This is a genomic window from Microvirga tunisiensis, assembly GCF_009296175.1.
GTDB lineage: Bacteria > Pseudomonadota > Alphaproteobacteria > Rhizobiales > Beijerinckiaceae > Microvirga > Microvirga tunisiensis.
In genome coordinates, this window is sequence record NZ_VOSK01000300.1 from 1 (window position 1) to 7,465 (window position 7,465).

Consider the following 7,465-nt stretch of genomic DNA (forward strand, 5'->3'; position numbering starts at 1 on the left):
CGACGACGCCGACCCGTATCGACAATCTCAACTCGATCCATAGCCGCACTGTCCTTTTTGACGTCAATAAGGACAGTCAGTGCCAAATCCGACAATTCCTACAAGGCGGCCCACCTCGGATGCGTACTATGAACCTGGTCGTGCGACCGGCACGGCGACTGAGGCAGCGTGTTGGGCGCATGCGCGCCGCCAATTCTTTGAACTGGCCGAGTTGAGGAAGGCACCGATCGCGATCGAGGCGGTGAAGCGCATGGATGCGCTGTTTGCGATCGAGCGCGCGATCATCGGCCGACCCCCTGACGAGCGACGCTCTGTCCGTGTGGCTCACTCCAAGCCTCTGGTCGATGATCTGGAGAGCTGGTTGCGGGCGCAGCGCGGGCGGTTGTCGCCCAAGAGTGAGACCGCCAAAGCCATCAATTACATGCTGCGGCGTTGGTCTTCCTTCGCGCTCTTCCTCGACGACGGGCGGGTCTGCCTGTCGAACAACGCAGCCGAGCGGGCGATCCGTGGCATTGCCGTCGGACGCCGGAACTGGACCTTCGCTGGCTCGGATGTGGGTGGCCATCGGGCAGCGGCGCTGTACACGCTGGTCGAGACTTGCAAGCTGAATGAGGTCGACCCGCGGGCCTGGCTGGCTGACGTTCTGGCGCGACTGCCGGAGCATCCAGCCAAGCGCCTTGCCGAACTCCTGCCCTGGAACTGGAAGGCGCTGCGGGACGAGCAAGCCGTGGCCTGATCTCAGGGCTGTCGCGTGAACAGCGCCTTGAAGAGCTCTTCGGCTTTCTGCAAGCCTTCCTCGGTGAGGACGACGGACTTGGTCTTGTTGGCCGGATCAAAGATCAGGCCCTTCTGATACAGACGATCCGTTGCATCCCAATCAAAGCTCTTCCAGGCTCAACATCCATCGTGCAGCGTCAGCCACATCAGGGCGAGAACCGCCTCGTCGATCTCGTCGGTGTCGATCTCCATTCCGGCAGCTTACCACGCCACGACCGGAGATTCCGCGGTCTTCGGCGGATGCGTACCATGGACCATACTTCGCCCAACCCGCAGCCGCCGAGATCCCAACGCCTGCGTCGACTGATCTAATGGTGCCTTTACACGTCACCGTCAAAACCATGTTACGAATCGGGTCGGCCTGCGAGCCTGCGCGCGACTTTCTCACCACTCAGGAAGGCCGCGTCGGTCCAGATGTAACCCCACATGCCAAATCGACCGCAATAGCCAATGCCGACCTCGTCCAGATACCCATGTACGATCTCCAGCGCAGGCCGCCGATCGTGGTCAAAGATGACGTTACCAAAGGGTAGCCAGGTGCTACTCTTGTGCACGATCTCATCCCTGTTTCCAACGAGCCCACAACGGATCAGTGCATCTATGGTAGGCTCGATCCAGTTCTCGTGCGCACCCTTCAGGGGGCGATACTTGTCAGAAAAGTAGATCTCCGCCTGAAAGGCGCCGCAACCGGGCGGAACCGCATTCGGCGAGAGGTTCGCCCGGTAGCTCACCCGCGCAAAAGGTATATCTTCGTCATAGAAGTAGGACCACTGAGCCTTCGTGATGACTGGCCTGTTGAGGCCTATATTAACGACCACAACTTGGGAGCACGCTAAGCGACAGGCTGCCTCCACCACGTCGCGTGGCGCGCCGCTGATCAGCGGGATCAATCGAGGCAGGGGAATTGAGGAGATAAGCTTATCATAACTCGTCTGCTCGCCGTTCCCGAAGCGGATCTGCCGCTCCTTTACATCGATGCTCCGGACTTGGTGGTTACTGTGCACCTCCGCCTTTGGAAAGAGGCCGCGCATGAAACCTTCGAAGCCACCCTCCGAAGGATAGCGAAACTCATTCACATAGAAGACGTCCAGCGGCTCGTGCTCGAAGGCGCCCCGCAACACCTCGTCGAGATTCGGCTTATAGAGTCGAGGCCCCAGCCAATCGATCGTCATATTGGCTGCGTCAGTTGTGTGGTACTTGCGCGTATAGACCATCGGAAACGTGTTGGCGAAGGTCGGTCCATAACTAGCTAACAGCCATTGTTCATAGTTGTCGATAATTGGATCCTGGACGCGGGTCGCCTCAATGAAGTCTTTAATACAAGCTATTTTCAGATCTGTTGGAAGTGCATTCAGGTTAACCTGCGCTGGATGCTTGATCCAGTAGCCTTTCCAATAGTTGTTACAGTAAACATTGCCAGTCTCGAAGCGTTTTCCGACTGATATAGCGAATAGTTCTTTGACGCGCTCGCTCTTCGTGAATGAGATGTGCACCCCCTCGTCGAAGATGAAGCCGTCGCCCGAGGTGAAGCTCGATGTCAATCCGCCGGGTCGTGGCCGCTGATCGTACAGTCTGGCCCGGATGCCAAGTTCGTGCAGCTGATTGGCGGCTCCGAATCCAGCCATCCCACCACCCAGAATGACGAAACCCTTATGTTCCATTGTAGAAAACCCTAAGTTGTAAGATACTAGACGGAGTGCCTGTACATTCACGCCTCAACAAACTTGGCCCGCAGCTTGTTGTTTATCCACGCACCGACATTGATCCAGCGACCATCTCCCTGTAGTGCGCTTCCATTGGAGCTACATCGACATGTCAATGAGCCGTCCAGCTTTCATCTATGAGCCGGGTGTTGACGACCACTCTGCCCACGACCCTGCGAGCCAGCGCCCGTGAGGCAAAACGGCTCAAAGCGAGATAAGACGAGATTACCGAAGAGTATTCTTTGTTCCGCAGCGCATAGCTACAAAACGTGAGGCGTTGGAATTGGGCACAGAAAAGTTCCTCCAGCGTCCCGATAGTCTCTCTGCTGCTCGACGACCTCATCCGCAAAATTCCACGTCAGGATCAACAGGTAATCTGGTTGAGTTCTCCGGATCTCCGACACGTCGCGGATCGGCAGGCGAACACCAGGCATGTACTTGCCGACCTTATGAGCATTGCGATCAACCACGAACGAGATTGTCTCCTCAGGAAGCGCCAGGAAGTTCAGGAGTGTCGCACCCTTAGCAGCCGCCCCATAGGCAGCGATGCTTCGCCCCTCCTGACGGTAAGTCCCGAGCATATCGCGCAACTCGCGGCGAACACGCTCGACCCTGCAAGCGAAGTCACGAAAGTAGGTGACGCGACCGACGCCGGCTACCCGTTCCTCTTCTTGGAGCGCCTTAAGACGCTCACTCTTAACAGGCATCTTGCCGACGCGAAGCCGCAGCGACCCGCCGTGGATCTCTAAACGCATGACATCAACGAGGTAGAGCCCATGCCGAAGAAAGAGCGGCTCGAGTGCGGCAAGGGAATAGTAGAAGACATGTTCGTGATAGATGGTATCGAAGGCGCAGCGATCGACGAGATCCCGAACATAGGGGAACTCGAACTCAATGATTCCGTCATCTGCAACCATGATCGCGAAGCCAGCAACAAAGTCGTTGATGTCCGAGACGTGAGCCAAGACATTATTCGCGAGCATAACTTTTGGACGGTACCCCTGCGCAGCGAGCTCGCGCGCAATCGTCGCGCCAAAATAGGCTGTCCGTGTGGGCACACCCGCCGCCACAGCGGCGGAGCCAGGTCCAGCCGCCGGATCAATCCCGAGAGTCGGAATGCCAGCCTCAACGAAGTTCTTCAAAAGATAACCGTCATTGCTCGCTACCTCGACAACGAGATCGTTTCTGCCAAGACTAAACTCTTCCATGAGCTCCTGGGCGTGCTTGCGGCTGTGCTCAACCAGCGAGGGAATGAATGACGAGAAGTATGGGTAGTCCTTGCCGAACAGGACCGCTGGTGGGATTGTCTCGCCGACCTGCGCGAGACCGCAGGCCTCGCAGACGACGACCTCCAATGGGAAGACTGGCTCGGGCTTGGTAAGCTCGTCACCGGTGAGCAATGCGTTCGCCAGGGGTTGGCGGCCAAGATCCAATACAATCGAAAGATGCATGCTGCCGCATGAGCGGCACGCCGAGATAGGCGTGGATTGGGGCGCAGCAGAATTAGTCATGGATCCTCCATTACTACAAGGTTTGCCTCATATGCGCGATATGCCGCATGCTGAATACGAGAGAACGGGATGCGAGAGCGCTCTGCGATATCGAGGACGCTGTGGCGGCCGTCTGCGAGATTGAGGAACCACAGAAGGTCGCTCTGAGTGGAACCACCGCCCTCACGCTGGCCCGCAATGGCGCGATAGAGCCCACGACGCCCGAGCTGAGGCTCCCCCCGGCCGTCAACACGCCGGAAGCAGATGTTCCCTTGGAGAAGATCGAGAACCTGGGCGACCATCCTATAGCTCTCGTCAAGTGCCTTCGCCTTAACAAACTCGCAATTATCGAGGGATGTGTGGTACTCAGGAAAGGTCCCGTGCACGCTGCGCATGAAACATCCGATAGGAAGGTCAAAGCCGGGTGAGCCGTACTGTCGCTCGTCGTATCCGTATGGTGAGAAAGGCAGGATTTCGAAAGGCACGCCAGCGTGGCCGAGGACATGCGCGACCGCCTGGTCAATAGTACTGCCAGAGCGGCTCTGCTTATAGTGGAAGGCACCCTCGTCACCTACGCAGGTGAGCACCAGTCCGGCTCTAATCTGGCTCGTTTGCTCTTCGTTGCGAGCGAGCCAGGTGATTGCTCCGATTGTTGCAGGCAGGAACAGGAACCGTACGCCAAGCCGACGTTCCGCTCGCGTCATCTCGCGCACGGCTAGCGCTGTGGCAACCGCGATACCTGATAAATTGTCGTTAGCGAGGCTCGGATGGCAAACGTGGACGGAGATGAGAATCTCGTCCGGCGTTGACCCGGGAAGGAACAGCTCTCCGTACGTCAGACTGCCAGGCCCACGCGAAGAGTCGATCGTGACACGGTAGGCGTCATCATTCATCGTCATCCAGTGGTTATGCGAAAGGCAAAAGCCCCAATCTCGAGCGTAGTAGCCTGTGCGGTAAGGGATAACATCCGGCTGGTCTTGAAGCGTGTGTACGTGCTGGGCCAGCTCCTCGCGGGAGACAATGCGGTGAACCGGCTCGCTGTAGCCGACGACATGCAGCGTGTTGCCCCGAAAGTCGACCAGAACTTCGCCTGACAGTTTCGAGATGGTGGCCGAACGAATGTTCCACTCATCTGGGACAGTCCAGTCCAAAACGGGGATCCCGCTCGGCACCTCAACAATGGTGACTGGAACATGCTCTGCAATCGCCCGGATCGTTGCCCGGACTCCGTCACCAGTGATGCTGCGCGGATACGGGAAAACCTGCCGCACGAATGCATGCAAGTCGAACGGTGGCACATCCGCTCCGGATTGTGGAGGCGAAAAAGACCGATTCATGCGCCCTCCGCCCGAAACCACGGAAATCGCTCCGCGAGGGACGACCACCTCAGATCGTTCTCCGATATGCCGCGGACTGGCTCGGGCCAAGAGATCCCAACAGCCTCATCGTCATAGCGGAACCCGTCATAAAGCTCCGGAACGTAGGATTCTCCCATTAGATACTCGACCACTGTATTGTCGGACAAAGTTTGGAACCCATGAGCAAAGCCAGCGGGTACGAACAGCATCGTTCCCTCATCACCATCCAGCTCATTTACATAGACGTGTCCGCGCGTCCCGGAGTCGGCACGCAGATCAACGATTACGTCATGTATACGCCCGCGGCTACACCGAATCACCTTAGCATCCTCCCGTGGAGCACGCTGAAAATGCATACCACGCACAATTCCGCGGAACTTCGTTAGGCTACTATTTCCTTGCACGGCCTTGAAGGTAATGCCGAATTCTTCGAAGGCCACTGCACACCATGTACGCTGAAAGCTCCCACGATCGTCGCGGCGCACCGGGGGATAAACTCGATAGGCACCGCAATCTCCAATAGGATCAAATCTCATCTTCGTCCGTCCGCGAGAGCAATCACCACAGCTTCCAGCGCGCCTCGCCTTTGGCCCACATCTCATTGAGCACCGTCTTGTCGCGCAAGGTGTCCATTGGGTGCCAAAAGCCAAAGTGGCGGTGCGCCATGAGCTGACCTGTCTCGGCAAGGGCCACCATGGGGCCCCTCTCCCACACAGTATTGTCGTCCTCAATAAGGTTCAATACTGACGGGTTCAGCAGGAAGAATCCTCCATTGATCCATGCCCCATCACCTTGCGGCTTTTCATTGAAGGCGCTCACTATGGGATTGTCGTCAGCGATATACATCGCGCCAAACCGCCCGGTCGGCTGGACCGCCGTTACGCTAGCAGCCTTACCATGGCTGGCATGGAAGTCCCTAAGCGCAGTCAGGTCAACGTCGCCAACGCCGTCACCGTAAGTCATGAAGAATGGCTCATCATCGAGATAGGAGGAGATCCGTTTGAGCCTTCCGCCAGTCATAGTTGACAGCCCAGTATCAACTAGAGTGATGTTCCAGTCCTCGCCATGATAATCCAAATAGTCGACTGCCGATGCCGCCAATCCTATCGATAGGTTCGAGTGCCGAACCTGATAATCGAAGAAATACTTTTTAATGAGATGCCCCTTATATCCGCAGCAAATAATGAAGTCTTTGATACCATGAGCTGCAAATATTTTCATTATATGCCAAATAATAGGCTCTTCTCCGATCTCGACGAGCGGCTTTGGCACGACTGATGTTTCTTCCGAAATGCGTGTTCCAAGACCGCCAGCAAGAATTACAGCTTTCATATTCTTTAGATTTCCTTACACTGCCCATAAATACAATGTTTAGAAAACTGGTGACATCTATAAATTGGATGGAATTGCAATATTTCGTATTAACCATTAGGAGTATGCACCGAGAGGCTGCTGAGCAAGTTTTGTTCATCTTACTGTATGAGGCGGCGGAGTGGGATGTGGCTTACCGCGGGGCAGGTGGTATCTGCAGTTTAGACAAAGATTGCGCCATACGTAAGAGCCTGCCCCAGTGAAAGTTGAATCCGAGCAATGACTTGTGATTCACTGGTTGGCGCCGATTTGCGGAGGCGCCCATGTGGACCCCAGAGAACCGAGGTCTCTACGCTCGCCCGGGTTTGCGCTACCCGAGCGACCTGACGGATGCCGAATGGGACCTCATGCGACCGTTTCTGCGCCGTCGCATGAGGTCCGGGCCAGCCCCGGAGCGCTTGCGCGAGATCCTCAATGCCGTTCTGTACGTCGTGAGCACAGGCTGCCAATGGCGGGCTTTGCCCAGAGACCTGCCGCCGCGCAGCACCGTGCACGGCTGGTTCGTGCGCTGGCATTGCGATGGCGTGCTCACCCGCCTGCACTTCGCGCTGTACCAGCAGGTCCGCGAGCTTGAGGGACGCCACGCCAGTCCCACCGCGGCGATCCGTCGACAGCCAGAGCATCAAGAGCGCCGAAAAAAGATCCTATGAGGCGACGGACAGTGGAACTCGGGTAGGGTTTCGGGGTCCGACATCCGAACCCTGGAGACGCCCCATGGACCTCTCAACCGTTGCTCTGCCCGTCAGCGAGAAGCCTGCCACACTTT

Annotated in this window: 5 protein-coding genes and 4 pseudogenes; 3 read left to right on the forward strand and 6 right to left on the reverse strand. The window is 56.9% G+C overall.

Annotation, left to right across the window (positions count from 1 at the left end):
- Nucleotides 1–115: 115 nt before the first annotated feature.
- Nucleotides 116–736: pseudogene (tnpC, locus tag FS320_RS34495) on the forward strand (IS66 family transposase); the annotation flags it as partial.
- A gap of 2 nt (nt 737–738) precedes the next feature.
- On the opposite strand, the pseudogene FS320_RS48745 reads toward tnpC, so the two are convergent.
- The 6 genes and pseudogenes from FS320_RS48745 to rfbF all read right to left on the reverse strand — a co-directional run bounded on the left by FS320_RS48745 (nt 739) and on the right by rfbF (nt 6,660).
- Nucleotides 739–969: pseudogene (locus FS320_RS48745) on the reverse strand (DUF6429 family protein).
- Nucleotides 970–1,121: 152 nt separating this feature from the next.
- Entirely contained in the window at nt 1,122–2,438 is a 1,317-nt protein-coding gene (locus FS320_RS34505; protein WP_202882929.1) for a protoporphyrinogen/coproporphyrinogen oxidase, read from the reverse strand.
- 302 nt (nt 2,439–2,740) lie between these two features.
- Nucleotides 2,741–3,991 (reverse strand): class I SAM-dependent methyltransferase, encoded by a 1,251-nt coding sequence (locus tag FS320_RS34510; protein WP_152716898.1) that lies wholly within the window; start codon nt 3,989–3,991, stop codon nt 2,741–2,743.
- Nucleotides 3,988–5,307 carry a DUF4910 domain-containing protein gene (locus FS320_RS34515; protein WP_152716899.1) on the reverse strand — a complete coding sequence of 440 codons (1,320 nt, stop codon included), beginning with the start codon at nt 5,305–5,307 and terminating at the stop codon, nt 3,988–3,990. The genes FS320_RS34510 and FS320_RS34515 overlap by 4 nt, the downstream gene beginning before the upstream one ends.
- Nucleotides 5,304–5,930, reverse strand: coding sequence for a dTDP-4-dehydrorhamnose 3,5-epimerase family protein (locus tag FS320_RS34520; RefSeq protein ID WP_338105604.1), 627 nt, complete (start codon nt 5,928–5,930; stop codon nt 5,304–5,306). The genes FS320_RS34515 and FS320_RS34520 overlap by 4 nt, the downstream gene beginning before the upstream one ends.
- Nucleotides 5,887–6,660 (reverse strand): glucose-1-phosphate cytidylyltransferase, encoded by a 774-nt coding sequence (gene rfbF, locus FS320_RS34525; RefSeq protein WP_152716901.1) that lies wholly within the window; start codon nt 6,658–6,660, stop codon nt 5,887–5,889. Before rfbF ends, FS320_RS34520 begins: the two co-directional genes overlap by 44 nt.
- 302 nt (nt 6,661–6,962) lie before the next feature.
- On the opposite strand from rfbF, the pseudogene FS320_RS51035 reads away from it, so the two are divergent.
- Together FS320_RS51035 and FS320_RS34530 are read left to right on the forward strand one after the other, a co-directional pair.
- Nucleotides 6,963–7,050, forward strand: a pseudogene (locus FS320_RS51035) (IS5/IS1182 family transposase); the annotation flags it as partial.
- A 20-nt stretch (nt 7,051–7,070) separates the two neighbouring features.
- Nucleotides 7,071–7,341, forward strand: a pseudogene (locus FS320_RS34530) (transposase); the annotation flags it as partial.
- Nucleotides 7,342–7,465 lie beyond the last annotated feature (124 nt).

Bases quoted from the DNA above. Each gene is read 5' to 3' on its own strand.
- FS320_RS34505 (WP_202882929.1), bottom strand. From the start codon at position 2,438: ATGGAACATAAGGGTTTCGTCATTCTGGGTGGTGGGATGGCTGGATTC.
- FS320_RS34510 (WP_152716898.1), bottom strand. From the start codon at position 3,991: ATGACTAATTCTGCTGCGCCCCAATCCACGCCTATCTCGGCGTGCCGC.
- FS320_RS34515 (WP_152716899.1), bottom strand. From the start codon at position 5,307: ATGAATCGGTCTTTTTCGCCTCCACAATCCGGAGCGGATGTGCCACCG.
- FS320_RS34520 (WP_338105604.1), bottom strand. From the start codon at position 5,930: ATGAGATGTGGGCCAAAGGCGAGGCGCGCTGGAAGCTGTGGTGATTGC.
- rfbF (WP_152716901.1), bottom strand. From the start codon at position 6,660: ATGAAAGCTGTAATTCTTGCTGGCGGTCTTGGAACACGCATTTCGGAA.